This is a genomic window from Actinoplanes sp. NPDC051851 (genome assembly GCF_040681165.1).
Lineage (GTDB): Bacteria > Actinomycetota > Actinomycetes > Mycobacteriales > Micromonosporaceae > Actinoplanes.
Genome location: NZ_JBFAYF010000036.1, coordinates 81,260 through 106,128, shown reverse-complemented (window position 1 = coordinate 106,128; position 24,869 = coordinate 81,260). Strand labels below are relative to the sequence as shown.

The following is a 24,869-nucleotide window of genomic DNA, read 5'->3' as shown; positions in this document are numbered from 1 at the left end:
GGGGTGCATCGGCGATCTCGATGCACCCCGCAGCGCCGGCCAGAGGCGGGCAGTGCGCCGGCGAGCGGTTGCAGCGATCTCTTTGCAAAGATAGCTTTGGATGATGGTTGTCGATGCGAGCAAGCCCGGGTACGACTCTCGGCAGGACATCGTCCTCGATGCGCGGACGCTGCGCGGGGTGGCTCATCCGCTGCGGCTGCGGCTGCTCGGGTCGCTGCGTCACGAAGGGCCGCAGACCGCCACCCAGCTGGCCGCTCGGTTCGGCGAGTCCAGCGCGTCGACCAGTTACCACCTCCGGACGCTGGCCGCGCACGGCTTCGTCGCGGACGCGCCCGAGCTCGGCCACGGGCGGGAGCGGTTCTGGCGGGCCGTGCACCGCTCGACCTGGTTCGACACCCCCGAGCCGGACGCGCCGGAGCGGGAGCTCGGCGAGGCCTACCTGCGTGCGATCGCGCGGATGTACGCGGAGAACGTCGAGCGGTCCATCTCGGAGCTGGCCGACTGGCCGCAGGAGTGGGTGCGGGCGGGCAGCATGAGCGACCTCACGCTCAGCCTGAGCGCCACCGAGGCCGAGCAGCTCTCCGGCGAGATGATGGAGCTGCTGCTGCGCTACCGGGAGCAGGCGGCCGAACGGGCGGGCGACGGGGCGGAACGGGTCGCGATGACCACGCAGTTCCAGATCTTCCCGCGCCGCGGCCAGCTGGACGCCGTGCTGGCGGCGCGGGCCGGGGACGAAGGGTGAGGGCGCGGTCCGCGTACGGGCTCCTCGCCGCCCAGGCGATATCGGTCACCGGCACCAGGATGTCGGCCCTCGCGGTGCCCTGGTTCGTGCTGCAGACCACCGGCGACGCCCTGCTGACCGGGGTCACCGCGTTCGTGGAGATGAGCGCCCTCGTCGTGGCGCGGGTGCTCGGCGGGCCGCTGGTCGACCGGATCGGGCTGCGGGTGTCCAGCGTGGGTGGTGACCTGATCGCCGGGCTGGTGCTCGGCGTGGTGCCCCTGCTGTACGCGGCCGGCCACCTCGGCTATCCGGCCCTGCTCGTGCTGGTCGGCGTGGTGGGGCTGTGCCGCGGGCCGTCGGACAACGCGAAGTACGCGATGGTGCCCGACGTCGCGGCCGCCGCCGGGTGGAGCACCGAGCGCGCCGCCGGGCTGGCCGACAGCGTGTACCGGCTGGGATCGCTGATCGGGGCGCCCCTGGGCGCGGTGCTGATCACGCTGGCCGGGGCGCCCGTCGTCATCGCGCTGGACGCGGCCAGCTTCCTGCTCGCCGCGGCGCTGGTGGCTGCCCTGGTCCCGGTCCGGCCGCCGGTCGCCGATCCGCACGAGGGCGGCCCCGGCTACCTCGCCGATCTCGCGGCCGGGCTTCGCTTCGTCGTGCGAGATCCGCTCCTGCGGGGCATCGTCGGGATGGTGATGCTGACGAACCTGCTCGATCAGGCCATGTCGGCGGTGCTCCTCCCGGTCTGGGCGAACGAGCGCTTCCACGAGGCCGCGCCCCTCGGGCTGGTCGGCGGCGTGCTGAGCGCCGGTGCGTTCGCCGGGTCGCTGCTGGTCTCGGTGTACGGCGCCGGGCTGCCACGATGGCGTACGTTCGCGGCGGCCTTCCTCCTCGGCGCCGTCCCGCGGCTCTTCGTGCTGACGCTGCCGGTCGGCCTCCCGGTCATCGTGGCGGTCACCCTCGCCGGCGGGGTGCTGATCGGGGTGATCAACCCACTGCTCTCCGCCGCGGAGTTCGAACGCATCCCGGCCGGCCTGCGGGCCCGCGTCCTCGGCGCGGTCGGCGGCCTGTGCTGGGCCGGCATCCCCCTGGGCGGCCTGGCCGGCGGCGTGCTCGCCGCGACGTTCGGTGCCGTCGGCGGCATCCTCGTGGTGGCCACGGTGTATTTGCTGGTCAGCCTGGACCCGCTGATCCGCCGCCGCACCTGGAGGCTGATGGACCGCCGGGATCCGGTCGCCGTCCCGGTCTCCGCACCGCGCTGACCGGCACCGCGATCCGGCGCTGACTCACGGGCAGGCGCTGACCTCCACGGCGGGGGAGTAGACCTCGGGATCGCCGCCGGAGCCGTTGAAGACCACGCGGCCGTTGCCGTACAGGGAACGGATCTGCCAGCGGTATGCGTGGCCGGAGTGGGAGGTGGCCGGGCGGGAGTTCTTGACCTCCTTCCACGACCAGGCCGCGCCGCCCGACTCGTAGAGGGCGCCGTTCTCCAGCATGAAGTCGGCGCCGATCCCGCCGGAAGGGACGCGGTAGCCGGTCGAGGCGTCGCCGTCCGTGTCGATGAAGACGTGGTAGAAGTCGAAAACGTCGCGGAAGGTCGCCTGGAAGGTCGCCACATCCCGGCCGGAACACGCGGAATAGTCGCTGATCGCGGCGGCCACCCGGGTCGGGGTCGGCGAGACCGTACGCGACGGCGACGGAGACGACGCCGACGGGGACGCCGATACGGAAGCGGAGGCGGACGCCGACGGCGCGACCGAATAGGAGAACGACGAGGGCGACGCCGACGGGGAGCTGCCGCCGATCGCCGCGCCCGGCTCGGGGCCGAGCGAGACCACCGGGAACGCCTCGGCCGGTGCCGTGGCGGAGACCGCGACGGACGGATGGCTCAGCAGCCGGAAGCCGGCGACGGCGCCGGGAGCGACGATCGCCACCACCCCGACGGCGACCACGGCCATCCAGCGGCGGCGGGTGGGGGCGGCCGGAAGGGTGGGGGCGGACACCCGGGCGGGAACGATGATCGGAACCGACGAGGCCGGGCTCAACACCGCCCGGTTAGGAAACATTCTTCGCAGAGAGGCGGCGCGCTGATCGGCGAAGTCTCCGCCGGCCGGATGGCCCTCAACACCCACATTTAACTCCACATTGTCTTAAATGTTTGTCGATGTCCGCACGGCACGGTACACCGCTGATGCGGGGATGCGAGGATCGAGTGGTGCCATCGCTCTGGTTCATCGGCGTCTCGACCGGCCAATCCCTGATCAACGAGGCCTTCCCGCTCTGGATGTCCGATATCGGCCGGGCCATCCGGCTGCGTGGCCGGGACGTACCGCTCGGCGCTCCGACCGATACCTATCGCTCGCTGATCCGGGAGCTGACCGCCGACGACGACGTGCTCGGGGCGGTGATCACCACGCACAAGGTCGCCGTGCTGCGCGAGGCCCGGGATCTGATCGCCGGGCTGGACCCTCTCGCGGCCGAGTGCGGCGAGGTCAGCGCCATCCGGCGGCAGGACGGAACGCTTACCGGGTACGCCCGCGACCCGCTCTCCATCGGCCGCGTCGTGGCGGAGATCTGGCCGGACGGCGGTGACCTGCTCTGCCTCGGCGCCGGAGGCAGCGCGATCGCCCTCGGTCGGCACCTGCTCTCCCGTCCCGAGCCCCCGCGCCGGCTGACCTTCACCGATCAGAGCGAGGCGTCGGCCCGGCACCTGCGCGCCGTCCTGGAGCCGTGGGCGCAACGACGCGGCGCCGACCTCACCGTCCGTGTCGGCACCGGGCCGTGGGACGACCTGCTCGCGGCGGCACCGCCCGGTGCGCTGATCGTCAACGCGACCGGCCTCGGCAAGGACCGCCCGGGCAGCCCGCTCTCGGCGTACGCCGCATTCCCGCCGAAGGCCGTGGTCTGGGATCTGAACTACCGCGGTGACCTGGCCATCCTCCGGCAGGCACGGGAGCGCGACGACCTGACGGCGTACGACGGCTGGAACCTGTTCTGCCACGGCTGGGCCGCCGCCCTGGGCCCGATCCTCGATCTCACCGACGAGGCGGCGACGGCCCGCCGCTTCGCGGAGCTGGCCGGGCCGCTGCGCAACGGGCGGCGGTAGCCGCGGGCACGCGGGCGCCCAGCCGGGCTGCTGCGCAACGGGCGGCGGTAGCCGCGGGCACGCGGGCGCCCAGCCGGGCTGCGAACATGAGCGGATGCACGAGGTCCGATACGCCCGCACCGGCGACGGCGTGACGATCGGCTACCAGGTCTTCGGCCAGGGCCCGCCGCTGGTCTGGATGCCGTCGCTCAGCAACATCGTCGCGCAGTGGCGCATCCCCGCGCTGCGTGCCGCGTATCTCGCCCTCGCCCGGCGGCTGACCGTCGTGCTCTACGACGGCCGTGGCACCGGGCAGTCCGGCCGTGCGATCGACCTGACCGATCTCGGCGTCGACGCCCACCTGCGGGACCTGCGCGCCGTGCTGGACCACGCGGGCCTGGAGCGCCCGTCCCTGCTCGGCTACTACCACTCGGTCGCCACCGCGATCGCCTTCGCCGCCCGGGAACCCGCCCGGGTCGCGCGTACGGTCCTCTTCGGCGGCGCGCCCCGGATGCGCGAGGCGATGCTCCCGCCGCAGACCCGGGCGCTGCTCTCCCTGGTGGACCAGGACTGGGGCCTGTTCGCCGACGCCGCGGCCACCGCCTGGCTGGGCTGGGACGCCGCGCCGTCCGGCCGCTGGACCGCCGAGGCGTTCCGCACCGCGACCACCGCCGACGTGGCGCGCGCCTGGTTCGACGCCGCCGAGGAGATCGACGTCACCGCGGAGCTTTCGTCCGTACGCGCTCCCAGCCTGGTCCTGCACCGCCAGGGCGAGCAGCAGATCCCGGTCGAGGTCTTCCGGCGTCTCGCGGCGGATCTGCCGGACGCGCACCTGGTGGAGCTGCCCGGCTCGACGCCGACGCTGTTCATGGACGACCCGGCCGCCGACGTACGCCTGGTCACCGACTTCGTGACCCGGGGCGTCGTCAGCCGCCCTGCCCCGGTCCGGATCCTCACGCCCCGCGAGCGGGACGTGCTGCTGCGGCTCGCGTCCGGCGACTCGAACACCGAGATCGCCCGGCGGCTGGGCATCGCCGTACACACCGTGGAACGGCACCTGGCCAGCGTCTACCGCAAGATCGGCGCGCGCGGCCGGACCGACGCGGTGGCGTACGCCCTGCGAAGAGATGACGGAACTCCGCCATAGCGACCGGCCCGCCGGGAGCGGAGGATCCGGTGCATGAACGTCATCCTGTCGCTGGCCGGGCGCCGCTGGTCGCCGTGGGCCGTCGTGCGCCACCGCGGCCGTAAGACCGGCCGGGCCCTGAGCGTGCCGATCGTCGCGATCCCCACCGATCACGGCTTCGTCGTCAACCTGCCGTGGGGCGCCGGCACCAACTGGGTACGCAACGTCCTCGCCGCGGGCGGCTGCACGATCCGCCGCAGGGGCGTCGATCACCGCGTCGACAACCCGGAGATCATCGACGAGGCGACCGCCCGGCCGTACTACTCCCGGATCGCCTGGCTCATCGCCCGCAAGCTCTTCCCGGCGGACGCCTGGCTCCGCGTTCAGGTTGTGCCGCCGACACCCTGGGGGTAGTGCCTCGTGACCGGGCGATCCGCTTCCGCACGTCGAACCGGCGGTCGGCGCGGCTCGCCGATGGCCCCTGAGGGGCGCTGCACGACGCGATGAGTGCGATCCTCGGGCGATGAGTCTCACCTTCACCCACGAGACGCTGCCGCAGCGGGTCGTGTTCGCGTCCGGTCAGGCCGCGGAGCGCGCCGCGGAGGAGGCGGCCCGCCTCGGCAGCCGTCCGATGCTGATCGGCAAGCCGCTGATCCCGGCCGTCCTGCACCACACCGACGTCGCCATGCACGTCCCGGTCGTGACGGCGGAAAGGGCGCGGGAGGCCGCCGCCGCGGCCGGCGTCGACGTGCTGGTCAGCGTCGGCGGCGGGTCGGCGACCGGGCTGGCCAAGGCGGTCGCGCTCACCACCGGCCTGCCGATCGTCGCGGTGCCGACCACGTTCGCCGGCTCCGAGGCCACCGACGTCTGGGGTATGACCGAGAACGGTCGCAAGACCACCGGCTCCGACCCGCGAGTGCTGCCCCGTACGGTCGTCTACGACGCGGCCCTGACCGCCACCCTGCCCCGGGAGATGGCGGTCGCCTCCGGGCTGAACGCGCTCGCACACTGTGTGGACTCGATGTGGGCGCCCCGGGCCGACCCGATCAACCGGGCGCTGGCGCTGGAGGGCATCCGGGCGCTGCGTGCCGGGCTGCCCGCCGATGACCGGGAGCAGACCCTGTACGGCGCGTACCTGGCCGCCGTGGCGTTCGCGTCGGCGGGCTCCGGGCTGCACCACAAGATCTGCCACGTGCTCGGCGGCATGTTCGGCCTCCCGCACGCGCAGACCCACGCGGTCGTCCTGCCGCACGTGCTCGCGCTCAACGCGGTCGCCGCGCCGGACGGCTTCGGCACCGCCGAGCTGCGGCGGCTGCGGGACGCGGTCGATGCGCCGCGCGCGCTGCGCGACCATGGATTCCGGCAGGAGGACATCCCGGCCGCCGTCGACGCGATCCTGCCGGTCGTCCCGGCCGGCAACCCGGTCCCGGTGACCGGCGAGAACCTCCGAGAACTGCTCCAGCACGCCTGGTCGGGAGAGGAGCCCCGTTGAGCGACGAACAGCAGGAACGCGAGGCGCAACTGGTCGAGCGGGTGGTCGCGTCCTTCGACGGCACCCCCGATCCGCGCCTGAAGGAACTGATGCGGGCGCTCACCCGGCACCTGCACGCGTTCGTCCGCGAGGTCCGCCTCACCGAGGCCGAGTGGCAGCAGGCGATCGCGTTCCTGACCGCGACCGGTCACATCACCGACGACCGGCGCCAGGAGTTCATCCTGCTCTCCGACGTCTTCGGCGCCTCGATGCAGACCGTCACGGTGAACAACGAGGCGTACGCGAACGCCACCGAGGCCACCGTCTTCGGCCCGTTCTTCGTCGAGGACTCCCCGGCGATCCCGCTCGGCGGCGACATCGCGGGCGGCGCGCCCGGCGAACCGTGCTGGGTGGAGGGTACGGTCACCGACACCGAGGGCCGCCCGGTGCCGGACGCCCGGATCGAGGTCTGGGAGGCCGACGACGAGGGGCTCTACGACGTCCAGTACCCCGACGGGCGGGTGGCCGCGCGCGGTCACCTGTTCAGCGACGCGGAGGGGCGGTACCGGTTCTGGGCGATCGCTCCGACGCCGTACCCCATCCCGCACGACGGCCCGGTGGGCCGGTTGCTGGCGGCGACCGGCCGCTCGCCCCTGCGGGCCTCGCATCTGCACTTCATGGTCGAGGCCACCGGTCTGCGCACTCTGGTGACCCACATCTTCGTACGCGGCGACGAGGTGCTCGCCCACGACAGCGTCTTCGGGGTACGGGACTCCCTGGTGAAGGACTTCACACCCCAGTCGCCGGAGACACCCACCCCCGACGGCCGTGACCTGGCCGGACGCCCCTGGACCCGGGTCCACTTCGACATCGTCCTGGCCCCCGATCGTCCGTAGCTCCCGGTTCCGGCCGGCGCCCGGGGGTGTCTCGCTCTGCGCCGGACACCCCCGGGCGCCGGCCGGCAGCCCGCCCCTCGGATGCATCACGTGCGGCGACCACCTACTATCCGAGCGTGAGGACCGATGTGGGCGTCAATGTGGTCGAGTACTTCGTCCTGCACGAGGCGGACGGCGATGCCACACTCGCCGAGATGATCGCGAGCTGGACCGGCAACGGCACGGCCGAGCAGCGCACGGACGCCGTCCCGCTGCTCCGCCAGGCCGTCCTCCGCCTGGCATCCCGTGGCTTGGTCGAGGTCACCCCGGGCCACTCCCCGGCCGACCTGGCGGACACCCTGGCCGAGCCGGGAAGCTGGGCGTCACCCAGCCCCCTGACCCTCTCCGTGACCGAGGCGGGAGTCCCCTACCTGTAGCGACCGCGATGCCCCGCTCACCGTCACACCCGCGCGGACCGTCGCCGGCACCCGCCCGGCCCGGCCGATCGAGACCCGCCGCTCGGCATGAGCGGGCATCGAGGGCGGCGACCTCTGATCCTTGTCGGTCACCGGATGGTCGGGGGAGCGGGGTGGCTACGCTGCCGGGATGCAGATCGATCTTGTTTCGCTGATCGTGGACGAGTATGACCCGGCGATCGCGTTCTTCACCGAAGTGCTCGGGTTCGAGCTGGTGGAGGACTCGCCGTCGCTGACGAACGATGGGCGGGTCAAGCGGTGGGTCGTGGTGCGGCCGCCGAAGGCGCAGACCGGGATCCTGCTGGCGCGGGCGGACGGGGAGCGGCAGAGCAAGGCGGTGGGGGACCAGACCGCGGGTCGGGTCGGGTTCTTCCTGCAGGTCGACGACTTCGAGGCGAGCTACCAGCGGATGCTCCGGGCCGGGGTCACCTTCGTGGGCGAGCCGCGGACCGAGTCGTACGGGAAAGTGGTTGTCTTTCAGGATATTTCCGGCAACCGCTGGGATCTTCTCGGGAGCGCGTGAGGGCGAGCGCGTGAGGGCGAGCGCGTGAACGGGCGGCCGGCGCCTCGTGGGAACGGGGCGCCGGGCGTACCCGGGAAGGGTTTTGATCGAAGGGGTCAGACCGTGGTCAGGATCAGACTGATCAGGACGGCGGAGAGGATGTTGTAGCCCGCGGAGATGGTCGCGTAGCGGAGCGGGTGGGGGAAGTTCGGGTTGATCGCGATGGTGAGCGTGTTCGCGCTCAGGTAGCCGACGCCGGTGAGCAGGCCGAAGAGCAGCGCGGGGCCGTAGGTGTCGATCTTCAGGGCGGCGAGCAGGACGGCGCTGGTGAGCGTGATGACCAGGCTGGTCGCGGGCGGTCCGGCCAGGAAGAGCGGGGTCGGCTTGCGCGTGGCGTCGGGGGCGTGGCCGAGGGACACGTTGTAGGCGCGCGGGAAGAGGACGGCGAACCAGACGCCGCCGAGCAGGGTGACGGCGATCAGGGCGACCGGGATGCCCAGCCAGTTCACGTCGTTCATGAGTGTCTCCGTAGTCAGCGAGGGGCGGTACGGGACAAGATTCACCGCAGTGGGTGCCAGGGTGTGGCACCTACTCCGGGCAGAATCCACGGCATGCCGAAGACCTCCGCTCGACTGCTGGCGCTCCTGTCGCTGCTGCAGAGCCGCCGGGACTGGCCGGGGCAGCTGCTCGCCGAACGGCTGGAGATCAGCCTGCGGACCGTCCGGCGGGACGTGGACCGGCTGCGTGAGCTGGGCTATCCGATCGCGGCGAGCAAGGGGCCGGACGGCGGGTACCGGCTCGGTGCGGGTGCCGACCTGCCGCCGCTGCTCTTCGACGACGAGCAGGCCGTGGCGCTGGTCCTCGCCCTGCAGATCGCGGCCACCACGCCGGGTAACGGGACCGGGGAGGCGGCCGGCCGGGCCCTGACCACCGTCCGCCAGGTGATGCCGTCCCGGCTGCGGCACCGGGTCGGCTCCCTGCGGGTCACCGCGGTCGAGCGTGCCGGGACGACCGTCGACGGCGGGCTTCTCCTGGCGATCAGCGCGGCCGTGCACTCCCGGGAGATCCTTCGTTTCGGGTACGGATCAGACCGGGCGGACACCCCACCCCGCCGCGCGGAACCGCACCACGTGATCACCCGGGACGGCCGCTGGTACGTGATCGCCTGGGACCTCGATCGCGGGGACTGGCGGACGTTCCGGGTGGACCGGATGACACTGCGGACGCCGAACGGGCCCCGGTTCACGCCCCGCGAACTGCCCGGCGGGGACGTGGCCGGGTACGTGCTCGGGGTCTTCCGGGGCGCCACCGAGGCGGGCGGGGACTGGCCGTGCCGGGGAACCGTGATCCTCGGCAAACCGGCCACGGCCATCACGGCGTACACCCGGGACGGCATCGTCGAGGAGCTGGACGGCGACCGCTGCCGGGTGACCCAGGGGTCCTGGTCGTGGGCGGGGCTGGCGGCGGCGTTCGCCCGCTACGACGCGGACATCGAGGTGGTCGGCCCCGCGGAGCTCGGGGAGGCCTTCGCCCGGCTCGCCGACCGGTGCGGCCGTGCGGCGGATCAGTCGTCGCGCAGGGTGCGGGACGGCGTGGTGCCGTAGGTCGCGTGGTAGTGCGCGGTGAACCGGCTGTGGTTGACGAAACCCCAGCGTGCGGCGACCGCGCCGACCGTGGCCGTGGCCGGGTTCGACGATCGCAGCTCGCGGTGGACGTGGTCGAGGCGGGCGCGGCGCAGGTAGGCCATCGGGCTGCTGTCCAGGTGACGCCGGAACGTCAGCTGCAGGCTGCGGATGGTGACGTGGGCCGCGCTCGCGATGTCGGCCGGGCCGATGTCGCGGTGGACGTTCTGGTCGATGAAGGCGATCGCCCGGCGCAGGCTGGCCGGATGGGCGTCCCGGCGGTCCTCGATGGTGGGGCTGTGCGGCGTGTCGTTCGGGAACGTGCAGAGCGTGGTGGCCGCGATCAGCTGCGCGAGACTGTCGGCGAGCAGCGGCTCGGCCGGCGCCGCGGTGTCCCGGAGGACGTCGCGCGCGTACGTGAACGTGGTGTCCCACCGGCGCGCGGCCTCGGCGGAGACCGGACGGTAGCCGGAGAACCGCGGTAACGTCCCGGCGACCCGGAGGAAGAGCAGTGGGTCGATCCGGGCGCCCTCGGCCTGGAACCCGTCCACCTCGATCCGCCAGTCACGGTCGGGCTGGCAGGCCAGGAAGACGTCACCGGGGCGCAGGTCGGTGGGCTGCCCGCGGTTGTGGAAGGCCGAGGTGCCGGCGAGGACCCGGGCCACCGGGAGGTAACCGAGCGGGCCGCCCCGGGCGTCGAAGCTCATCGCGAACGTGCTGTGCTGCAGGGCGACGTACTCGCCGAGCGGGGTCTGCACCAGCCGCATGTAGTGCTCGTGACCGAGAATGCTCATCCGGAACCGGGTGTACGTGTCCATCAGCCTCTGCTCGGCGGCGCCGGCGTCGCTGGTCTCGAACACGGTCGTCATGGCGTCTCTTCCGGTCTGCCCCGTTCCTTCGCCAAGGGTGCCCGCACCACGAGGTCCTCAACCGGTGGACCTCGGCATCTCCCCGGAAAGAGGCACTGCGGTCACCGGACGGAACGCGGTCGCGGGCCGCTTTTGTCGTGGTAGTCCGTTTCGTGCGGGACGACCGGGATGGAGGGGTCGAGCGACGGCGGGCCGGTCAGTCACGGACGGAGTGGGCATGGCGGGCAGCACCGGACCGTCCGCGCGGGTGGGCTAGTTGGGCGTGAACAGGCCCTGGACGCCGACGACGATGGCGATCAGGCCGACGATCGCGATGATCAGTGCCGGCCCGGAGACCTCGACGGGCGTGTTCGGCGGGTTCTCCGGAAGTACCCGGCGGCCGGTGAGGCGATCCCAGGTCAGCAGCAGCCCGACGGCGATGCCGACCACCTCGAAGTGCAGGATCCCGGGGCCCGAGAAGATGTGCACGAGCAGCCAGTAGCCACCGGCGACCAGCGCGACGACTCCGATGATCCAGGTCCAGCCGGCGATCCTGGCGGCGAACCGGCCCAGGTCGTACCCGATCGTGGGCAGGCGCAGGAGCAGCGGGACCGCCAGGAGCAGACCGCCGATGATGTTGGCGAGGTCCAGCAAGAGAGCCATGATCACGGCGGGTCTCCCAGTCATCGAGGATGATCGCGAGGATAGCTCCCGGGGGCTCTCAGCTCGCGTCCGCGGGCATCGCGCCTTCATCGCCCGGGGTGAGCCGACGGCCGCCGGCCTGGCGGTGGTCCGTGCCGTGGCCGAGCTCGCCAAGACCTTTCCCTACGTACGGTCGTGGAAGGGGTGGAGACCGAGGTTGCGTGCGTGCGCGCTGGGCGAGGCGTGAGCCGGTGGTCGGTGGAACCCGGGTGTCGTTCGGTGCGTGGCAGCCGGTGGAGGGCGAGCTATAGGGGGAGCGCGGCGGATCGGAGCGGGAACAGCCGCGTGGGGACGGCTACAACGGGGTCAGCGTCATCAGGATCTCGTCGCGGGTGTCGGTGGGGGAGAGGCGCAGCGCGTTCGGCCAGCGGCCCGTCTCCCGCCAGCCGAGACGGGTGTAGAAGTCTTCCAGGCCCATGCCGCCCCGGGCCGCCAGGCGCAGTTGCTCCAGGCCCATCTCGTCGCGGGCGATCCGCTGGGCCTCGCGCATCAGGGCCGCGCCGATCCCGGCCCGGCGGTGATCGGGATGGGTCTGCAGGTGACGGATCGTGCCCCAGTGCGCGACCAGCGGGCTCGGATCGCGGGAGAGCAGCACCCACCCGACGGGCCGGACGCCCGAGGTGGCCACCACCAACCGGGAGACCGCCGGGGACAACCCGTCGATCAGGGCGGACAGGACCGGGGCGACCTCCGCTGCGCCGACGGGTGGGAACGGGAAACCCGCGGCGCCGCCGGCGTTGGTCACCGCGACCCAGCAGTCGGTCAGGGCGTCGCGTACGGATGGGGAGATCGACGACGGGTCTAGGTACTGGTGCATGCCAGTAGGTATACCTAGGCGCTCCCAGTAGGCTGCCTAGACCGCTCTGACCAGCGAATATAGGTAGTCGTGTCCGATGTGGCGATGTGCCGGAGACCCGAGGATGGATACATCGAAGGGCAACGACGACGGCGAGGAGAACGAGCCATGATGATTCATCCGGACGTGGCGCTGATGCTGGCGAACGATCACCGCCGGGAGCTGATCGCCGAGGCGGACCGGCAGCGGTTGCTGAGCCGGGCCCGTGAGGCGCTCGCGTGCCGGAAGCGGGCGGCGGCACGCGGGAAGCCCACCGGTACGCTGACGCCGTGCGAGCATTCCGTGGCGGTGTCAGCCCGGTGATGATCGGGCGGGAGGGTGAGCTGCGCAGGCTGGCGCGGCTCGCCTCGGCGCGGGAGCCCGCGGTGGCGATCATCGCGGGGGAGCCCGGGATCGGGAAGACCCGCCTGGTCCACGAGCTGCTGAACCGGTTGCCGGCGGAGACCGTGGTGCTGGTCGGGCAGGCGGAGCCGGGGTCGCTCTCCCGGCCGTACGAGGTGTTGCTGGACGCGATCGACGGGCTCGGCGGCGTCGACGAGGAGCAGCTGGCCGCGCTCGCGGACGCCACGCGGAGCCCGGTCGAGCGGCTGCACACCGGGCTGGCGATCGTCGGGGACCTGATCGGCGACGCGCCCGCGGTGATCGTGTTCGAGGATCTGCACTGGGCGGACTCGGAGAGCGCGGCGCTGTTCGAGCGGATCGCCGACCAGCACGAGCCCCGGCTGCTCGTCGGGACCTACCGGCCGGACGAGGTCACCAGCCGGCAACCGGTCTCCGGGCTGCTGGCGCGGATGGAGCGGCGGCACACGGTCACCCACGTGCGCCTGGACCGCCTGACGCCCGCGCAGAGTGCGGCGATGCTGGCCGCGGCGACCGGCGCCCCGGTCTCTCCCCGGGCGGCGACCGCGCTGCACCACCGGACCGGAGGCAATCCCTTCTTCCTGGAGGAGCTTTTAAGGGCGCTTCCCGGGTACGCCGTCGAGGCGCTCGTCGAGCAGCCGCTGCCGTGGAGTCTCGCCGACGTGCTGCGGCGCCAGGTGGACGACCTGGAGCCGGTCAGCCACCGGATCGTCGAGGCGGCCACCGTGCTCGGGCACCGGATCCCGTTCGACCTGCTCGCGGCGGTGACCGGCACCGGCGAGGACGCGTTGATCGCCGTGCTGCGGGATCTGGTGATGCGCGGTGTGCTGGTCGAGTCGGGGGAGGACGAGTTCGCCTTCCGGCACGCGCTGGTGCGCGAGGCGATCGCCGACCACATGCTCGGACGGCAGCGGCGGCGGCTGCACGAGTCCGCGCTCGACGTGCTGCTGGGCGCGGGCGGCTCCGACCCGGCGATGGTGGCGCACCACGCGCGCGGCGCCGGACGGTACGACGACATGATCGCCGCGGCCCGGCGCGGTGCCGTGGTCTACCTGTCGATCGGCTCGGCCCACCAGGCGCTGCAGCTCGCCGAGATGGGCCTCGACGAGGCACCCGACGACGCGGACCTGCTCGCCTCGGCGGCCCGGGCCGCGTGGCTGGTCGGGCTGCTCGACGACGCCCTGCGGTACGGCCGGCGCTGGCGTGACCTGGCCGCCTGCGCCACCGACCGGGCCGAGTCGCTCTACCTGCTGGTCCGGATCGCGTGGGAGTCCCAGGCCGCGCAGGAGATGCGCGCGCTGACCGGGGAGATCGAGGCGCTGATCGCGATGCTGCCGCCCGGCGCCGACCAGGCCCGCGCGATGACCGCGATCGCCCAGTCGGCCTACCTGCGGGACGACTTCCCGCCGGCCCTGGACTGGGCGGACCGTGCGCTGGCCCTGGCGGACGAGTTCGACCTCCCGGCGGTGCGTCTGGCGGCGCTGGTGGAGAAGGGTTCGACATACGCGGAACGCCCGCAGACCGCCGCCGAGGGCCGTGCCATCCTCTCCGGCCTGATCGACGAGGCGGAGAAGGCCGGCGAGTGGGTGCTCGCCGCCCGCGCGCTGAACGTGCTGGTGCACGGCGAGCCGCCGACCTCGCCGACCGAGCACGCGGAGATCCTGGAACGGATGCGGGCCGCCGCCGAACGGGCCGGTTTCGAGTCGCTCGCCGTGGCCACCTACTACCGGGGACGGGCCCGGCTCGCGCTGCGCGCCGGTGACCTGGGCGGCGCGATCGCCGCGCTGGAGGAGGGCCGCGACCTGGAGCACGGCTACCGGCGCCGCGGCCGCTGGGCGGACTACCACGGTGTCTTCCTCGCCGGGCTCTACCTGGAGGCGGGCGAGCTGGACCGGGTCGAACGGCTGATCACCGACCTGGCCACGCTGCCGAACAACGGCCCGACGCTCATTCCCGGCCTGGTGTTCCACGTCGCCTGCCGCCGGGGTGACGTGGCGCGCGCCGAGACCGCGCTGTCCGCGCTGATCGCCGGGCTGGCCGAGCAGACGTGGCGCAGCGGCGAGATGGCCCACGACCTGATCTCCGCCGCGCGGGAGCTGGGCATGCCCGCGGACCGGCTCGACCGGATGCTGCGGGAACTGCTGGACGAGGACGTCTGGGACGCCTTCCGTACGCTGGTCGAGGCGCAGGTCACGGAGGCGTACGGCCGGCACGCCGAGGCGCTCGACGGCTACCTGTCGATCACGGACGCGAACATCCTGAGCCCGGCCACCCGGGGTACGGCCCACATCGGCGCGGCCCGGTGCCTGCTGGCCGGCGGTCGTCGCGAGGAGGCGTCCGCGCAGGTGGAGGCGGCGTCCCGGCTGCTCTCCGGGTGGCGGGGCTGGCGGTGCGTGCAGCTCATCCAGGTGCGCGCCCGCCTCGGGATGGGCGCGGCGGACGCACCCGCCGTCTCCGGTCCGGCCGCGCTGACACCCCGCGAGCGCGAGGTGGCGGTGCTGATCAGTGACGGTCTGACCAACACCGAGCTGGCCCGGCGCCTCTACATCTCACCGAAGACCGCGGCCGTCCACGTCTCCAACATCCTGCGCAAGCTCGGCGTCTCCTCCCGCACCGAGGTCGGCGACCTGCTCAGCCGCGCCTGACCGGTAGCGCCCGGTCCGGGTGCCCGGAGCTCACCGCGACGGCGGGGGCTGCGGTGGTCGTCGGATGATGATGGCGGATCCGCGGCCCCCGGCGGTGGCCGCCTTTTGAGGCGCTGGTGGGCGGGGTGGGCGTACCTTCGCAGGGAACTTGACTTTGTTGTGCGCTTTTTCCGGATAAAGCGGAAGGGCCGGCAGATGCCGGCCCTTCTCGTGATCGAGCTTTTCGGGCATGCCGTGCGTCTCGGGCGCCGGCGTCGTCGTACGCGCACTCCATCTCGCGTACGCCGTGAAGCCGCCCGGGGCTTCGGGGGGAGTCGTGCCTAGAGGCGCGCCGACCGGATCTGCAGGATGTTCGCGAGGCGAGCCGTGACCGGACGGGCCTCGAGGTGCAGGCGGGCGATGTTGAGGTTGCCCTCGCCGATGACGGCCAGCAGCGCCAGGTCGCCGATCGCGTAGACGGCCAGGTAGCCGTTGCTGTTGTGGATCGTGACGTCGGCGAAGGTGCCCTGGCCGAGCACGGCGCCCGTGGTACGGCTGATGCCGTGCGCGCCGGCGGCCAGCGCGGCCACGTCGTGCGGCTCGGTACCGGTGCTCGTGTCGTGCAGGATGAGCAGTCCGTCGACACCGGCGACCACGCAGCCGAGAACACCCGGCACCTGGTAGCGCAGGCCGGCCAGCTCGGTGTATACCGGCTGGTCGATGTCACCCGGAGCCGTCATCAGACGTCCAGCTCCGCCTCGATCTTGCGCAGCTGGTGGCGGGCGAGGCCGAGGTTGGCGCGCGACTTGTTCAGGGACAGGTACAGGAAGAACGACTCGCCGTTCCGCTTGTTCTGGAGCAGGCGGATCAGGTGGTACTGGCTGTCGAGGGTGATCAGGATGTCCTCGATGCCGTCCTGCAGGCCCAGCATCTCCAGGGTGCGGACCTTGGCCCGGATCACGTCGGTGTTACCGGCCGCCGCGATGTTCATGTCCATCGTCGGGCCACCGCCGAGAATGCCCAGCGTCAGACCGGAGGTGTAGTCGACCAGAGCGACGCCGATCGCGCCCTCGATGGTCATCGCTTCCTTGAGCGCCGTCTCGATATTCACTGCGTGTACTCCAATTCCGCTTACGGTGGGACGCCGGCTGGGCCTGACCAGCACGATCGGCCGGGCTGCCGCGGCAACAGTGGCACGCCCTATTTGCCAGGGCACTGAACTAAACCGAGGTACAGCCGGAAAGTGAAGATCATAGTGCCTTTGACCACGGTAGGGGTCGCCCGAATGATCTTGAAAACATCGGCTCGGAGGATGGACAGCGAGGCGGTGTCTCGATGCTCCTGGCCATTCCGAGATTCCCGACTTTCCGGTTTTCTCCCCGCCGCCCGCCTTTGCGCGCCGCCCGCTCGCCCGCTCGCCCGCCCGCTCGCCCGCTCGCCTGTCGCTTGCTGCCCGCCTGTCGCTCGCCGTCGGTCTGCGCCGCAGCGCTGCTGTCCCCGGTGCCGTCCGTTCTGTGCCGTGCTGCCACCGCGGGCGGTCGTGTGGGCCGTGGCGATCGCCGTGGGCACCGCGTCGTCGGGCTCGCGGGTCTGGCATGCGATGGTTTACCGGTAACGATCACGAAAGGGACCTGATGACCGAGCCGATCACCCGGGTTGTCACCTCGGGCACGTTCTCCCTCGACGGCGGCGTCTGGGACGTCGACAACAACGTCTGGATCATCGGCGACGAGCGGGAGGCCGTCGTCGTGGACGCCGCGCACGACGCCGCGGCGATCGAGAAGGCCCTGGCCGGCCGGGTGCTGAAGGCGATCATCAGCACTCACGGCCACAACGACCACATCGACGCCGCCCCGGCACTGGCCGCGGCCACCGGCGCTCCGATCCTGCTGCACCCGGGCGACCTGCCGCTCTGGGAGATGACCCACCCTGACCGCCGCCCGGACGGCGAGCTGTCGGACGGTCAGGTGATCACGGTAGGCGGCATCGATCTGCGGATCCTGCACACGCCGGGTCACGCACCGGGCGCGGTCTGCGTCTACGCCCCGGAGCTGTCAACCCTGTTCAGCGGCGACACCCTGTTCCAGGGCGGCCCGGGCGCCACGGGCCGATCGTTCTCGGACTTCCCAACGATCATCACGTCGATCCGCTCACGGCTGCTGACCCTGCCGTCCGACACCGCGGTCCGCACCGGTCACGGCGACCCGACCTCCATCGCCGACGAGGCCCCGCACCTCCAGGAGTGGATCGACCGCGGCCACTGACAATCCTCACCCGCTGCCCGCTGCCCGCTGGGGTGTGTCGGGGGTAGGGCTGGGCCGGTGGTGGGGCCGGGCTGGGCTGGCGGTGTGGGCGGGCCGGCCCGGGCTGGTGGTGGGGTGACCCTGCTGGTCGATTCTGGACCGCCCGGGTGGGACGCCGGATCCCGTGGCGAGTGCCCGTCCGAAACGCTCGCCGACCGCGGATCGTCCGGCTGGCGATCCGGAGTGTCTCAGGCCGGTCCGGCTGGCGATCCGGGGTGCCTCGGGCCGGTCGGCTGGTGGCCAGGGGTGTCTCAGGCGCTCCGAGTGACCCGTGAACGCCAGCCGCGCCGGGAAAGCTGGCGCTCACGGGTCACTTGAGCCCGCCGACACACCCCTCACCACCAGCCACCAAGATCCAACCCGCAGTTGATCATGAAATGTTGATCAAGTCCGGCCGGTCGGGGCCCACCCCGACCGGGGGTAACCCCCATCCCTAACGGAACAGTGGCACATAACGGTGATCTTGGCCCGGGGCCCTGTGGACAAACCCCGGCTGTGGATAACCCCCAACCCGGACCATGACCGAGAACGCCCATCCCGCGACCCCCGCTGGCGACGACGATCCCGCCGGAATCGACCAGCGGGGTCAAGGGTGGGTCAGGTGTCGTGGGTCCAGCGGTCGACCAGGGACTCGTGGGCCTCCAAGCGCTGCTGCGTGCGCTGTGGGTGGACCGCGGCCACCGCGTCGAGCAGGGTGATCGCGAGGACTACGCCGGCGGCGTGGGAGTCGAAGACGAGGCCGGTGCCGACCGGGGCGACCAGCAGGGCGTCCACGTCGTCGGCGAACGGGAGCAGGGCCGTGTCGGCGATCACCACCGTGGTCATTCCCAGGCGGCGGGCCAGGCGGATCGCGGCGACCGTACCCGAAGGGTAGCGCGGCATGCTGAAGAAGAGCGCGGCCGAAGCTCCCTGGTGGCGCAGCTGGAGGAGGTCGTCGTCGAGGCTCGCCCCGTCGGTGCAGACGCGGACGGACGGCAGCACCCGGCGGGCGAAATATCCGAAATAGTCGGCTAGCGCGGCGGAAGCCCGCAATCCGACCACGCCCAGTGGGTCAGAACCGGACAGGGCGGTCACGGCTGCGGTCATCGGGGCGCCGCTCACCACCCGCTTCAGGGTGCCGACGTTCGCCTGTTCCTGGTCGATCGCGTCCTGCTTCTCGGACGCGGGGACCCGCTGGTCCGGTACCGAGGCGAGGACCGCCTCCCGCATGGCCGTGCGGAACTCGGGGAACCCGGCGAAGCCGAGCGCGGTGGCCAGACGGGTGACGGTGGGCTGGCTCACCCCGGTCTGCTCGGCGATCTCGATGGTGGACAGGAACGCCACGTCGGGGAACATCCCGAGCATCCGCTGGACGATCTGTCGTTGGGTCGGGGAGAGGCGGTGCCGCTGGGCCCGGCTCAGCAACCACTCCTGGGCCCGGTCGTCGTCCAGCCGCTCTCCCATGTGAATAGCCTAAAACACGGAGTCTTCGGAGTGTATGCAACGATTCATCGTATGAACGAGATCTGGCTCCGGTTCCTGAACGGAGCCGACGTCGACTCCCTGGCCATCGGCCCGGACGACGCGATCGCCGCGATCGAGGACGTGGTCGCGGCGCACGGGCGTGGCGAGACCGTTTTCGAACCGCGTACGCACCTGGTGCCGGACAACGGCGGTGCCGGGCACTTCAACATCCTGCGCGGCCACGTGACGCCGCTGGGCATGAGCGGTGTCAAGGTCGTCGGCGACTTCGTGCCCAACTACCAGCGCGGACTTCCGAGCGAGCTGGCCATGCTGACGCTCTACGACCCGCAGACCGGGGTGCCGCTGGCGATCCTGGACGCCACCTGGATCACCGAGATGCGGACCGGGGCGATGACCGCGGTCGGCGCGAAGCACCTGGCGCGTCCGGATTCGCGCATCCTCGGGCACGTCGGGGCGCGCGGCACGGCGTTCGCCAACGTCACCCTCCTCGACCGCCTCTTCCCGCTGGAGGAGATCCGGGTCACCAGCCGCCGCCCCGAGTCGCGGGAGGCCTTCGCCGAGCAGCTCCGCGCCGCCACCGATACACCCGTTCGGGTGGTCGCGACCGCCGACGAGGTCTACGACGGCGCGGACATCCTGGTCGAGGCCACGAGACTGCAAGAGCCACAACCCCTTCTGCGTACGGCGGCGGTCCGGCCGGGCGCCTTCGTGGTTCCGTACGGGACCATCAGTGCTGTGGAACTCGACCTGCTGGACGTGATGGACAAGGTCGTCGTCGACGACTGGCGTGAGGCGCAGGCCGGCCGCTTCGGGGCGCTGCGGGCACACGTGGACACCGGACGGCTCACCGAGCAGTCGCTCTACGCCCAGCTCGGCGAGATCGTCAGCGGGCGGAAGCCGGGCCGGGAGCGCGACGACGAGCGGATCCTGTTCTGGCACCGGGGCCTGTCGATCCTGGACATCGCGCTCGGTCACCTGATCCTGAGGCGCGCCGAGGCGGCGGGTACCGGGACGATGCTGCGGTACCGATGATCGTCGAGCGCCCGGAGGACCTCGGGCCCGCGCTGATCCGCCGGATCGCCCGGGAGGGCACGCGGTTCGAGCTGGACCCGGCGCTGCTCGGCGCTCTCAAGGTCAGCCGGGCCGCCGTGATCGCGGATCTCGCCGGTGGCCAGGCCGTCTACGGGGTGAACACCGGGATGGGCGCGCTCGCGGGGATCCGGTTGAGCGCCGCGGAGCAGGGGCGGCACCAGAACACGCTGATGGCCGGGCGGGCGGTCGGGTCGGCGCCGTGGCTGCCCGCGGACGAGGCCCGGGCGATGCTCGCGGTGCGCCTGCGGACCTTCCTGGACCCGGCCGCCGGGGTGTCCCCGGAGCTCTGCCAGCACCTGGTCGCGATGCTGAACGGCGGCGTGGTCCCGGAGATCCCGGCACGGGGGAGCGGGGCGGCCGGCGAGATCATCCCGCTGGCGCACCTGGGGCTGGCAGTGCTGGAGCGGACGGGTTTCGGGCCCAAGGAGGGTGTGGCCTTCCTGGAGGGGGTGCCGGGGCTGACCGGGCGGGCGAGCCTCTTCGCCGGGGACGCGCGCCTGCTGCTGGACCAGGTGCTCCGGGTCGCGGCCGCCTCGCACGACGTCATCGGGGCCAGCGGGGACCCGTCGCATCCGGGGCTGGGCGCCGGGGACGCGGAACTGCGTACGGTCAATGCGGAATTGCGGAGGTTGCGGAGAGCGCGGGAGGGACGCGCGCTGCAGGCGCCGGTCTCCTTCCGGGTGACGGCGCCGGCGCTGGCGGTGGCGGCACGCGCGACCGCGGGCGTGGAGCAGGCGGTCGACCGGGCCCTGACCGCGATCACCGACTCCCCGGCGCACCTGGACGGCGGTTTCGTGGGCACCGCCGGCTTCGCCGGAACCGACCTCGTCGCGGCGGTGGACGCGCTGGTGGCGGCGCTGACGCACGTGGCGGAGCTGGGTGCCGCACGGCTGCACCGCCTGCTGGACGACCGGTTGACCGGGTTGCCGCGGCAGCTCTCGGACACGCCCGGGGCGCACGCCGGGATGGTGGCGGTCCACAAACGGGCGGTCGGGGTGGTGCACCGGATGCGCCGGTTCGCGACGCCGTCGCTGGCCGGCTCGATGGAGACGTCGCTCGGCCAGGAGGACGTGCAGAGTTTCGGCTTCGAGGCGGTGGAGTGCCTGTCCGAGGTGCTCGACGGCCTGCGCGACGTGACCGCGTGCGAGCTGCTGGCGGTGCACCAGGCTGCATTGCTCGCGCCAGCTTTACCGCTAGATGGAGCTTTTAAGGCGATATTTCCCGACAAAACGTCAGAGGGAGGTCCTACCGCGACCGCCGATCGGCCCTTCGGGCGGGACATCGCCCGGCTCATCGAGCGGCTGCGGTCGAGCCCCTGGTGATCAGAGTCGGTCGGAAGGGCGGTACCTCGGGAGCGTCCGGGGCGAGCAGGCCGACCGCGGCCTCGACGATCGCCTCCTCGTCCCAGGCCATCGTGGTCAGGCCCGGGCTCACCAACCCGGCCAGCTGGTGATCGTCGAAGCCGACCACCGAGACGTCGCCCGGGATGGCCAGGCCGGCGGCGCGGGCGGCCTGGTACACCGCGAAGGCCAGGGAGTCAGTCAGGCAGAGGAGCGCGGTCGGGCGGGCCGGGGCGGCCAGTAGCTCCGCGACCACCTCGACCGCGTCGTTCATCGCGGCCGGGGCGCTGATCGCGATCAGGTCCAGGCCACGCTCCGCGGCGATCTCGGCGGCGAGCAGTTCGGCGGGGCGGCCCGGCGTCGACGGGAGCGCCGGGGCGAGCAGGCCGATCCGGTGGTGGCCGAGCTCGGCGAGGTGGGCGAGGGCGGTGTCCACGCCGTACCGGTTGTCGAAGAGCACCGAACCCGATTCGGGGCGGCTGACCAGCGCGTCGCCGATCGAGACCACGGCGACGCCCGGTTCGAGCAGGCGCCAGTAGTCCGCGGACGGGTCGACCGGGGAGACCAGCGCCCCGTCCACCCGCTGCGCGGCGAACTGCTCGACGATCAGGCGCTCCTGCGCGGGGTCCGCGTCCGCGTCCGCGATCGTCGCGTAGTGCCCCCGCTTCCGCAGTGCCCGGGTCAGCATCACCGAGAGGTCCTGCTGCCAGAGATCGCGGAGGGAGCCGCTGACCCCTATCGATCCGGTACGCCCGCTGGCCAGCGCCCGGGCGATCGGGTCGACGGTGTAGCCGAGCTCGGCGGCGAGCTCGCGAACCCGGGTGATGGTCGCCGGGGAGCCGCGGACGCCGCGCAGCGCATAGGAGGTCGCGGCGAGCGAGAGGCCGGCTGCGGTGGCCAGATCCTGCAGCGTCCGGCGTGCTGGCTGCCGTGACATCGACCGAGCCTAACACTCTGTTTACAAGATTCTCCTTGCGCCACGGGGTAGGGAAGCGCTTCACTTCTTCCCATGGGTGAAGCGCTTCACACGGACTGCCATCAGCATTTATGGCCCGAGCCGTTGATCGACGCCCTGCGCAGCCGGGGCTATCTGCGCGGCTGGACCCTGCACCTCCCGGGTGAGCCGCCGTTCGAGGTGTGCCCGGACGACCACGACGTCGCGAGGCGCGCGGACGATCCCGCCGAGCGGGTACTGCTCTCGCTCTCCAGCCCGCTCGGCCTGGAATATCTCCCGGAGTCTCACGAATTCTCCGACATCTGGCACGCGTCGGCACGGGGGCTCGGCGAGCCCTTCCACGTCTGGGCCGCCGCGTCCGTCGTCGAGCCCGATCCGGCCGGACTGGAGAAGATCCTCGGCGCCGACCGGGTGGTCGGCCTCCAGCTCCCGGCCACGGCACTCGCCGATCCGGCGGCCATCGAGCGCCTCGACCCTCTCTTCGACGTCCTGAAGAACGCGGGCAAACCGCTGCTGGTGCATCCCGGGCCCGCCCCGGCCTGCGCCGACGATCTCCCCTCCTGGTGGCCCGCGCTGGTCCCGTACGTCGCCCAGTTGCACCAGGCCTGGCTCGCCTGGCACCTCGCCGGGCGCCGTGACCTGCGGATCGGGTTCGTCGCGCTGGCCGGCCTGGCCCCGCTGCACCACGAGCGCCTGGCCGCCCGCGGGGGCGCGCTCGGCCCGGTCGACCCGAACGTCTACTACGAGACCTCCTCCTACGGGACGCGGGCCATCGACGCCATGGTCCGTGTCGTGGGCGTGGACGGGATCGTGCACGGCTCCGACCGGCCGTACGCGAAACCGCTCCTGGACCCCGGTCTCGGTGACGCCTTCCGTCATGCACTGCTCTCCGCCAACCCCCACCACTTCCTGACAGGAGCACCGCGGTGACCCTTCCTGCCCTGCCCGGGCGCGTACTCACCCCCAAGGAGCTGCAGACCTGGGTGATCGATCTGGCCGCCCGCCCGGACCTGTGGGAGCACCTGGTCCGGCACGACACCGGCGGGCGGCACTACGCCCAGCTGCACCGGGACGCCGACATCGACGTCTGGGTGCTCTGCTGGAACCTCCAGGACGACACCGGCTGGCACGACCACGACACCTCGTCCGGTGCGGTCGCGGTCACCCGGGGCGCGGTCTCCGAGTCCAACCCGCGGATGGGCGGTGAGCCGGTGACCCGGGTGGTCCGCGCGGGGCGGGTGTTCGCCTTCGGACCCGATCACATCCACCGGATGGCGGGCGCGGAGGACGGGTCGGTGTCGCTGCACGCGTACTCGCCGCCGCTCTGGCGGATGGGCCAGTACTCGATCAGCCCGGGCGGGGTGCTGCGCCGGCGGGCCGTCAGCTACGCCGACGAGCTGCGGCCCCTGGAGGTCTGACCCTACTGGGCGCCGCGGACGATCTGGGCCGACCAGTGCTGGTCGCCGTCGGGCTCGATGGTGATCTTCACCTTGCCGTCGGCCATGTCCTGGTCCTCGTTCTTGGCGACGATGCCGTTGCAGGCCGGCGTGGTGGTGCCCTCGTCGCCGGCGCTGTCGCTGTAGTTCACCGAGACCGCGCCGCCGCCGATGCAGGTGATCGCGATCAGCAGGGAACCGGTGTCGTCCGCCGAGCCGACCTCCTCGTTCCACGAGCCGGTACGGTCCTTGAGCCGGACGATGATGTTCCCCGTCTCCGGGCTCTTCAGGTTGTGCAGGCTCGGCGAGGGCGTGGCCTTCGGCGACACGAGACTGACCGCCGGCTCCGCGCTGCCGCCGCCGCTGTCGTCGGAGCCGCACCCGGCGGCCGACGCGACGACGACCAGACCCACGGCCACCAGCCGGCACGCTGTCCGGGATACGTTCGGCATGCGCCTACCTCGACGTCGACTCGGCCCCGCCCACATTCTGTGCCGTACGCCGGGTCGTCGGTGGGACTTTGGGCGATTGCGGTCATCCGGTGACCGCTGCCTGCGGGAGGATCGGCGGTCATGAGGACACAGATCGCCTTCGACTGCGGTGACCCGCACGCTCAGGCCCGCTTCTGGGCGCAGGTCTTCGGCACCCGGGTCGAGGACCACTCCGCGCTGGTCGACCAGCTGGTCGCGGCCGGGCGGCTCGCGGCCGACGAGCGCATCGAGATCGACGGGCGCTCCGCGTTCCGGGACGTGGCCGCGTGCAGCGACCCGTCCGGTACCGAGCCGCGGCTCTTCTTCCAGCGCGTACCGGAGGGTAAGACCGCCAAGAACCGCTGCCACATCGATGTGCACGTGGAGCCGGAGGAGAAGGAGTCCGAGATCGCCCGGCTCACCGGGCTCGGCGCCACCCTGGTCGAGACGCACGCCGACCGCGGCCCGACCACCCACGTGATGCGCGATCCCGAGGGCAACGAGTTCTGCCTGCACTGACTCGCGCCCGCTCTTCTGGCTG

The 24,869-nt window shown here is 72.2% G+C and carries 28 protein-coding genes; 18 read left to right on the top strand and 10 right to left on the bottom strand.

Annotation, left to right across the window (positions count from 1 at the left end; all coding sequences use genetic code 11):
• Positions 1 to 100 precede the first annotated feature (100 nt).
• On the top strand, positions 101 to 742 hold the full coding sequence (locus AB0M08_RS29885) for a winged helix-turn-helix domain-containing protein (protein WP_364500257.1): 642 nt from the start codon (positions 101 to 103) through the stop codon (positions 740 to 742).
• Positions 739 to 1,983, top strand: coding sequence for an MFS transporter (locus AB0M08_RS29880; protein WP_364500254.1), 1,245 nt, complete (start codon positions 739 to 741; stop codon positions 1,981 to 1,983). Before AB0M08_RS29885 ends, AB0M08_RS29880 begins: the two co-directional genes overlap by 4 nt.
• 24 nt (positions 1,984 to 2,007) lie before the next feature.
• Here the strand turns inward: AB0M08_RS29880 and AB0M08_RS29875 are convergent, their stop codons facing one another.
• Complete coding sequence (locus AB0M08_RS29875) at positions 2,008 to 2,724, bottom strand: hypothetical protein (RefSeq protein ID WP_364500251.1); 717 nt, start codon at positions 2,722 to 2,724, stop codon at positions 2,008 to 2,010.
• Positions 2,725 to 2,936: 212 nt separating this feature from the next.
• On the opposite strand from AB0M08_RS29875, the gene AB0M08_RS29870 reads away from it, so the two are divergent.
• The 7 genes from AB0M08_RS29870 to AB0M08_RS29840 all read left to right on the top strand — a co-directional run bounded on the left by AB0M08_RS29870 (position 2,937) and on the right by AB0M08_RS29840 (position 8,277).
• Entirely contained in the window at positions 2,937 to 3,827 is an 891-nt protein-coding gene (locus tag AB0M08_RS29870) for a hypothetical protein (protein ID WP_364500248.1), read from the top strand.
• Between the two features lie 94 nt (positions 3,828 to 3,921).
• A complete protein-coding gene (locus AB0M08_RS29865; RefSeq protein ID WP_364500245.1) occupies positions 3,922 to 4,953 on the top strand; it encodes an alpha/beta fold hydrolase in 1,032 nt (343 codons plus the stop codon).
• A 33-nt stretch (positions 4,954 to 4,986) separates the two neighbouring features.
• On the top strand, positions 4,987 to 5,346 hold the full coding sequence (locus AB0M08_RS29860) for a hypothetical protein (protein ID WP_364500242.1): 360 nt from the start codon (positions 4,987 to 4,989) through the stop codon (positions 5,344 to 5,346).
• 109 nt (positions 5,347 to 5,455) lie between these two features.
• A complete protein-coding gene (locus AB0M08_RS29855) occupies positions 5,456 to 6,424 on the top strand; it encodes a maleylacetate reductase (protein WP_364500239.1) in 969 nt (322 codons plus the stop codon).
• Complete coding sequence (locus AB0M08_RS29850) at positions 6,421 to 7,299, top strand: dioxygenase (RefSeq protein ID WP_364500236.1); 879 nt, start codon at positions 6,421 to 6,423, stop codon at positions 7,297 to 7,299. Before AB0M08_RS29855 ends, AB0M08_RS29850 begins: the two co-directional genes overlap by 4 nt.
• A 116-nt stretch (positions 7,300 to 7,415) precedes the next feature.
• Positions 7,416 to 7,715, top strand: a complete 300-nt coding sequence (locus tag AB0M08_RS29845; protein ID WP_364500233.1) for a hypothetical protein — start codon at positions 7,416 to 7,418, stop codon at positions 7,713 to 7,715.
• Between the two features lie 169 nt (positions 7,716 to 7,884).
• Complete coding sequence (locus tag AB0M08_RS29840; RefSeq protein ID WP_364500231.1) at positions 7,885 to 8,277, top strand: VOC family protein; 393 nt, start codon at positions 7,885 to 7,887, stop codon at positions 8,275 to 8,277.
• Between the two features lie 95 nt (positions 8,278 to 8,372).
• Here the strand turns inward: AB0M08_RS29840 and AB0M08_RS29835 are convergent, their stop codons facing one another.
• Entirely contained in the window at positions 8,373 to 8,774 is a 402-nt protein-coding gene (locus tag AB0M08_RS29835; protein ID WP_364500228.1) for a DUF1761 domain-containing protein, read from the bottom strand.
• Between the two features lie 93 nt (positions 8,775 to 8,867).
• Between AB0M08_RS29835 and AB0M08_RS29830 the strand changes: the two genes are divergently transcribed.
• Positions 8,868 to 9,860: a WYL domain-containing protein gene (locus AB0M08_RS29830; RefSeq protein WP_364500225.1), complete on the top strand. Its 993-nt coding sequence runs from the start codon at positions 8,868 to 8,870 to the stop codon at positions 9,858 to 9,860.
• Here AB0M08_RS29830 and AB0M08_RS29825 read toward each other — a convergent pair.
• The 3 genes from AB0M08_RS29825 to AB0M08_RS29815 all read right to left on the bottom strand — a co-directional run bounded on the left by AB0M08_RS29825 (position 9,821) and on the right by AB0M08_RS29815 (position 12,245).
• A complete protein-coding gene (locus AB0M08_RS29825) occupies positions 9,821 to 10,747 on the bottom strand; it encodes a helix-turn-helix domain-containing protein (protein WP_364500222.1) in 927 nt (308 codons plus the stop codon). The genes AB0M08_RS29830 and AB0M08_RS29825 overlap by 40 nt on opposite strands.
• A gap of 252 nt (positions 10,748 to 10,999) precedes the next feature.
• Complete coding sequence (locus tag AB0M08_RS29820) at positions 11,000 to 11,389, bottom strand: hypothetical protein (protein ID WP_364500219.1); 390 nt, start codon at positions 11,387 to 11,389, stop codon at positions 11,000 to 11,002.
• A gap of 334 nt (positions 11,390 to 11,723) precedes the next feature.
• Positions 11,724 to 12,245, bottom strand: coding sequence for a GNAT family N-acetyltransferase (locus AB0M08_RS29815; protein ID WP_364500216.1), 522 nt, complete (start codon positions 12,243 to 12,245; stop codon positions 11,724 to 11,726).
• A 147-nt stretch (positions 12,246 to 12,392) separates the two neighbouring features.
• On the opposite strand from AB0M08_RS29815, the gene AB0M08_RS29810 reads away from it, so the two are divergent.
• Both AB0M08_RS29810 and AB0M08_RS29805 read left to right on the top strand, forming a co-directional pair.
• Entirely contained in the window at positions 12,393 to 12,587 is a 195-nt protein-coding gene (locus AB0M08_RS29810; protein ID WP_364500213.1) for a hypothetical protein, read from the top strand.
• Positions 12,554 to 15,289, top strand: a complete 2,736-nt coding sequence (locus AB0M08_RS29805; RefSeq protein ID WP_364500211.1) for an AAA family ATPase — start codon at positions 12,554 to 12,556, stop codon at positions 15,287 to 15,289. Before AB0M08_RS29810 ends, AB0M08_RS29805 begins: the two co-directional genes overlap by 34 nt.
• 320 nt (positions 15,290 to 15,609) lie before the next feature.
• Here AB0M08_RS29805 and AB0M08_RS29800 read toward each other — a convergent pair whose 3' ends face one another.
• Both AB0M08_RS29800 and AB0M08_RS29795 read right to left on the bottom strand, forming a co-directional pair.
• A complete protein-coding gene (locus AB0M08_RS29800; protein ID WP_364500208.1) occupies positions 15,610 to 16,008 on the bottom strand; it encodes a roadblock/LC7 domain-containing protein in 399 nt (132 codons plus the stop codon).
• Positions 16,008 to 16,349: a hypothetical protein gene (locus AB0M08_RS29795; protein WP_364500269.1), complete on the bottom strand. Its 342-nt coding sequence runs from the start codon at positions 16,347 to 16,349 to the stop codon at positions 16,008 to 16,010. The genes AB0M08_RS29800 and AB0M08_RS29795 overlap by 1 nt, the downstream gene beginning before the upstream one ends.
• 553 nt (positions 16,350 to 16,902) lie before the next feature.
• Between AB0M08_RS29795 and AB0M08_RS29790 the strand changes: the two genes are divergently transcribed.
• Positions 16,903 to 17,532: an MBL fold metallo-hydrolase gene (locus AB0M08_RS29790; protein ID WP_364500205.1), complete on the top strand. Its 630-nt coding sequence runs from the start codon at positions 16,903 to 16,905 to the stop codon at positions 17,530 to 17,532.
• 636 nt (positions 17,533 to 18,168) lie between these two features.
• On the opposite strand, the gene AB0M08_RS29785 is transcribed toward AB0M08_RS29790, so the two are convergent.
• Positions 18,169 to 19,014 (bottom strand): MurR/RpiR family transcriptional regulator, encoded by an 846-nt coding sequence (locus AB0M08_RS29785; protein ID WP_364500202.1) that lies wholly within the window; start codon positions 19,012 to 19,014, stop codon positions 18,169 to 18,171.
• Positions 19,015 to 19,065: 51 nt separating this feature from the next.
• Here AB0M08_RS29785 and AB0M08_RS29780 point away from each other — a divergent pair, with 51 nt between their 5' ends.
• Positions 19,066 to 20,067, top strand: a complete 1,002-nt coding sequence (locus tag AB0M08_RS29780) for an ornithine cyclodeaminase family protein (protein ID WP_364500199.1) — start codon at positions 19,066 to 19,068, stop codon at positions 20,065 to 20,067.
• On the top strand, positions 20,064 to 21,449 hold the full coding sequence (locus AB0M08_RS29775; RefSeq protein ID WP_364500196.1) for an aromatic amino acid lyase: 1,386 nt from the start codon (positions 20,064 to 20,066) through the stop codon (positions 21,447 to 21,449). Before AB0M08_RS29780 ends, AB0M08_RS29775 begins: the two co-directional genes overlap by 4 nt.
• Here the strand turns inward: AB0M08_RS29775 and AB0M08_RS29770 are convergent.
• Positions 21,418 to 22,404: a LacI family DNA-binding transcriptional regulator gene (locus AB0M08_RS29770; protein ID WP_364500193.1), complete on the bottom strand. Its 987-nt coding sequence runs from the start codon at positions 22,402 to 22,404 to the stop codon at positions 21,418 to 21,420. The genes AB0M08_RS29775 and AB0M08_RS29770 overlap by 32 nt on opposite strands.
• Before the next feature lie 72 nt (positions 22,405 to 22,476).
• Here AB0M08_RS29770 and AB0M08_RS29765 point away from each other — a divergent pair, with 72 nt between their 5' ends.
• Together AB0M08_RS29765 and AB0M08_RS29760 are read left to right on the top strand one after the other, a co-directional pair.
• Positions 22,477 to 23,352 (top strand): amidohydrolase, encoded by an 876-nt coding sequence (locus AB0M08_RS29765; protein ID WP_364500190.1) that lies wholly within the window; start codon positions 22,477 to 22,479, stop codon positions 23,350 to 23,352.
• Positions 23,349 to 23,840 carry a cysteine dioxygenase family protein gene (locus AB0M08_RS29760; protein WP_364500187.1) on the top strand — a complete coding sequence of 164 codons (492 nt, stop codon included), beginning with the start codon at positions 23,349 to 23,351 and terminating at the stop codon, positions 23,838 to 23,840. The genes AB0M08_RS29765 and AB0M08_RS29760 overlap by 4 nt, the downstream gene beginning before the upstream one ends.
• Positions 23,841 to 23,842: 2 nt before the next feature.
• On the opposite strand, the gene AB0M08_RS29755 is transcribed toward AB0M08_RS29760, so the two are convergent.
• A complete protein-coding gene (locus AB0M08_RS29755) occupies positions 23,843 to 24,310 on the bottom strand; it encodes a hypothetical protein (protein ID WP_364500184.1) in 468 nt (155 codons plus the stop codon).
• Positions 24,311 to 24,430: 120 nt separating this feature from the next.
• Here AB0M08_RS29755 and AB0M08_RS29750 point away from each other — a divergent pair, with 120 nt between their 5' ends.
• Complete coding sequence (locus AB0M08_RS29750; RefSeq protein WP_364500181.1) at positions 24,431 to 24,847, top strand: VOC family protein; 417 nt, start codon at positions 24,431 to 24,433, stop codon at positions 24,845 to 24,847.
• Positions 24,848 to 24,869: the final 22 nt, after the last annotated feature.

What these genes read in the sequence shown, in the direction of transcription:
- AB0M08_RS29885 (WP_364500257.1), top strand. Translation starts at nt 101, where the DNA reads ATGATGGTTGTCGATGCGAGCAAGCCCGGGTACGACTCTCGGCAGGAC.
- AB0M08_RS29865 (WP_364500245.1), top strand. Translation starts at nt 3,922, where the DNA reads ATGCACGAGGTCCGATACGCCCGCACCGGCGACGGCGTGACGATCGGC.
- AB0M08_RS29860 (WP_364500242.1), top strand. Translation starts at nt 4,987, where the DNA reads ATGAACGTCATCCTGTCGCTGGCCGGGCGCCGCTGGTCGCCGTGGGCC.
- AB0M08_RS29855 (WP_364500239.1), top strand. Translation starts at nt 5,456, where the DNA reads ATGAGTCTCACCTTCACCCACGAGACGCTGCCGCAGCGGGTCGTGTTC.
- AB0M08_RS29840 (WP_364500231.1), top strand. Translation starts at nt 7,885, where the DNA reads ATGCAGATCGATCTTGTTTCGCTGATCGTGGACGAGTATGACCCGGCG.
- AB0M08_RS29835 (WP_364500228.1), bottom strand. Translation starts at nt 8,774, where the DNA reads ATGAACGACGTGAACTGGCTGGGCATCCCGGTCGCCCTGATCGCCGTC.
- AB0M08_RS29830 (WP_364500225.1), top strand. Translation starts at nt 8,868, where the DNA reads ATGCCGAAGACCTCCGCTCGACTGCTGGCGCTCCTGTCGCTGCTGCAG.
- AB0M08_RS29825 (WP_364500222.1), bottom strand. Translation starts at nt 10,747, where the DNA reads ATGACGACCGTGTTCGAGACCAGCGACGCCGGCGCCGCCGAGCAGAGG.
- AB0M08_RS29820 (WP_364500219.1), bottom strand. Translation starts at nt 11,389, where the DNA reads ATGGCTCTCTTGCTGGACCTCGCCAACATCATCGGCGGTCTGCTCCTG.
- AB0M08_RS29815 (WP_364500216.1), bottom strand. Translation starts at nt 12,245, where the DNA reads ATGCACCAGTACCTAGACCCGTCGTCGATCTCCCCATCCGTACGCGAC.
- AB0M08_RS29810 (WP_364500213.1), top strand. Translation starts at nt 12,393, where the DNA reads ATGATGATTCATCCGGACGTGGCGCTGATGCTGGCGAACGATCACCGC.
- AB0M08_RS29800 (WP_364500208.1), bottom strand. Translation starts at nt 16,008, where the DNA reads ATGACGGCTCCGGGTGACATCGACCAGCCGGTATACACCGAGCTGGCC.
- AB0M08_RS29795 (WP_364500269.1), bottom strand. Translation starts at nt 16,349, where the DNA reads ATGACCATCGAGGGCGCGATCGGCGTCGCTCTGGTCGACTACACCTCC.
- AB0M08_RS29790 (WP_364500205.1), top strand. Translation starts at nt 16,903, where the DNA reads ATGACCGAGCCGATCACCCGGGTTGTCACCTCGGGCACGTTCTCCCTC.
- AB0M08_RS29785 (WP_364500202.1), bottom strand. Translation starts at nt 19,014, where the DNA reads ATGGGAGAGCGGCTGGACGACGACCGGGCCCAGGAGTGGTTGCTGAGC.
- AB0M08_RS29780 (WP_364500199.1), top strand. Translation starts at nt 19,066, where the DNA reads ATGAACGAGATCTGGCTCCGGTTCCTGAACGGAGCCGACGTCGACTCC.
- AB0M08_RS29775 (WP_364500196.1), top strand. Translation starts at nt 20,064, where the DNA reads ATGATCGTCGAGCGCCCGGAGGACCTCGGGCCCGCGCTGATCCGCCGG.
- AB0M08_RS29770 (WP_364500193.1), bottom strand. Translation starts at nt 22,404, where the DNA reads ATGTCACGGCAGCCAGCACGCCGGACGCTGCAGGATCTGGCCACCGCA.
- AB0M08_RS29765 (WP_364500190.1), top strand. Translation starts at nt 22,477, where the DNA reads ATGGGTGAAGCGCTTCACACGGACTGCCATCAGCATTTATGGCCCGAG.
- AB0M08_RS29755 (WP_364500184.1), bottom strand. Translation starts at nt 24,310, where the DNA reads ATGCCGAACGTATCCCGGACAGCGTGCCGGCTGGTGGCCGTGGGTCTG.
- AB0M08_RS29750 (WP_364500181.1), top strand. Translation starts at nt 24,431, where the DNA reads ATGAGGACACAGATCGCCTTCGACTGCGGTGACCCGCACGCTCAGGCC.